The 2,622-nt window shown below is 65.0% G+C and carries 2 protein-coding genes; both read left to right on the top strand.

Going from position 1 to position 2,622, the window contains the following annotated elements; all coding sequences use genetic code 11:
* Positions 1–1,920 (top strand): efflux RND transporter permease subunit (locus B3873_RS08025; RefSeq protein ID WP_286865148.1); only part of this gene is annotated, 1,920 nt, incomplete at its 5' end.
* Between the two features lies 1 nt (position 1,921).
* On the top strand, positions 1,922–2,622 hold a 701-nt coding region (locus B3873_RS08020; RefSeq protein ID WP_286865147.1), incomplete at its 3' end, for a TolC family protein.

The following is a 2,622-nucleotide window of genomic DNA, read 5'->3' as shown; positions in this document are numbered from 1 at the left end:
GTGGTGGTGGAAAACGTCGAGCGCGTGATGTCCGAGGAAGGCTTGCCGCCCAAGGAAGCCACCCGCAAGTCCATGGGCCAGATCAGTGGCGCGCTGGTCGGCGTGGCGCTGGTGCTGGCAGCGGTGTTCGTGCCGATGGCCTTCTTCAGCGGCTCGACCGGCGTGATCTATCGCCAGTTCTCCATCACCATCGTCTCGGCCATGACGCTGTCGGTGCTGGTGGCACTGGTGCTGACACCGGCCCTGTGCGCCACGCTGCTCAAGCCCGCGGCCAAGGGCCATGCGCTGGCCACGACCGGTTTCTTCGGGTGGTTCAATCGCCAGTTCGATCGCGGCAACCTGCGCTACCAGGGCATCGTGCGTCACATGCTGGGCCGCGGCTGGCGTTACATGGCCGCTTACGCGGTACTGCTGGCGCTGGTGGTGACGGGATTCATGAAGCTGCCCGTGGGCTTCCTGCCGGATGAAGACCAGGGCACGCTGTTTGCGATCCTGCAGTTGCCCTCCGGTGCCACCAAGGCGCGCACCGATGAAGTGATTGAACTGGTCGAGCATCATTTCCTGGTGGACCAGAAGGATGCGGTATCGGGCGTGTTCGCCGTCTCCGGTTTCAGCTTCGCCGGCAGCGGCCAGAACATGGGCTTTGCCTTCATCAAGCTCAAGCCCTGGGATGAGCGCAAGGGCCCCGGACTCTCGGTGACCGACGTCGCGGCCAAGGCCGGTGCCGCCTTCGCGCAGATCCGTGATGCCCGCGTATTCGCCTTCGCCCCGCCAGCCGTGTCCGAACTGGGCAATGCCACCGGCTTCGACCTGATGCTGAAGGATGAAGCCAACCTTGGCCACGCCGCCCTGATGCAGGCGCGCAACCAGTTGCTGGGCACGCTGATGCAGGACAAGCGCCTGGTGGCGGTGCGCCCCAACGGCCTGGAAGATACACCGGAGTTCCGCCTCAATGTCGATACCGACAAGGCCGGAGCACTGGGCGTGGCCATGTCCGACATCAATGACACCATCGCCACCGCCTGGGGCAGCAGCTACGTCAATGACTTCATCGACAAGGGCCGCGTCAAGAAGGTGATGCTGCAGGCCGATGCGCAATACCGCATGCTGCCCTCCGACCTCGATCGCTGGTACGTGCGCAACAGTGCCGGCACCATGGTTCCCTTCAGCGCCTTCTCGACCGCCAGCTGGACTTCCGGATCGCCGCGCCTGGAGCGCTACAACGGCGTGCCCTCGATGGAAATCCTCGGTATGGCCTTGCCGGGGGCGGCCTCCAGCGGTGAAGCCATGGCCATCGTGGAAGCGGCCCTGGCCAAGATGCCGCCTGGCATCGGCTATGAGTGGACCGGCCTGTCGCTGCAGGAAAAGGCCTCCAGCGGCAAGACCGGCCTGCTGTATTCGATCTCGATCCTGATCGTGTTCCTGGCGCTGGCGGCCCTTTATGAAAGCTGGGCGGTGCCGTTCTCGGTGATCCTGGTGGTGCCGCTGGGCGTGTTCGGCGCGTTGCTGGGCGCGATCCTGACCTGGAAGATGAATGACGTCTACTTCCAGGTGGGCTTGCTGACTACCATCGGCCTGGCCTGCAAGAACGCCATCCTGATCGTGGAATTTGCCAAGGATCTGCACGAGCATGGCAAGAGCCTGGTGGAAGCCACCATGGATGCGGTGCGCATGCGCTTGCGTCCTATCCTGATGACCTCGCTGGCCTTCATTCTCGGCGTGCTGCCGCTGGTGCTGGGCAGCGGTGCGGGTGCCGGCGCACAGCATGCGCTGGGCACGGCAGTGATCGGCGGCATGCTCTCGGGTACGGTGCTGGCGGTGTTCTTCGTGCCGCTGTTCTTCGTGATCATCATGAAGCTGTTCGCCCGCAAGCCTTCCTCCGCGCCGCAAGGCCAACCCGCGATTTCCCCGGAGCACTGACATGAATCCTTCCCTGACCCATCGCGCCGCGCATCGTCCCCGCGCGCTGATGACACCGCTGCTGCTGGCCATGCTGCTGGGCGGCTGCACCCTGATGCCGGACTACCAGCGGCCCGCCGCCCCCGTGGCGAGCCAGTTTGCGGGCGACCACAGCGCAGCGGCCGCGAGCGGCACGCCGGCCATGGCGGTGTCTGATATCGGCTGGCGTGATGTCTTCACCGATCCGACATTGCAGGAAGTGATAAGCCTCAGTCTGGCCAACAATCGCGATCTGCGCGTGGCCGTACTCAACATCGAGAAGGCGCGTGCCCAATATGGCGTGGAGCGCGCCGCACTGTTCCCGACCATCAACGCCGCCACCAGTGAATCGGCCAGCCGCACGCCGGCCGACCTGTCGGCCACCGGTCGTGCGCTGACCTCGCGCAGCTATACCGCCACGCTGGGTTTCAGCGCCTACGAACTGGACCTGTTCGGTAGAGTCCGCAGCCTCAAGGAACAGGCGCTGCAATCCTTCCTCTCCACCGCCGAGGCACGTCGCAGCACCCAGATCACCCTGATCGCCGAAGTTGCCACTGCCTGGTTGACGCTGGCCTCCGACCAGGACCGCCTGCGCCTGGCCAAGGACACGCTGGCCAGCCAGAGCAGCAGTTACGAGCTCACGCAGCGCAGCTTCGACCTGGGCTCGTCCTCGGCGCTGACCTT

The organism is Herbaspirillum sp. UBA812, from assembly GCF_002296545.1.
In the GTDB taxonomy this organism is placed as follows: Bacteria; Pseudomonadota; Gammaproteobacteria; order Burkholderiales; family Burkholderiaceae_D; genus Herbaspirillum; species Herbaspirillum huttiense.
This window is presented reverse-complemented; position numbering and strand designations above follow the sequence as displayed.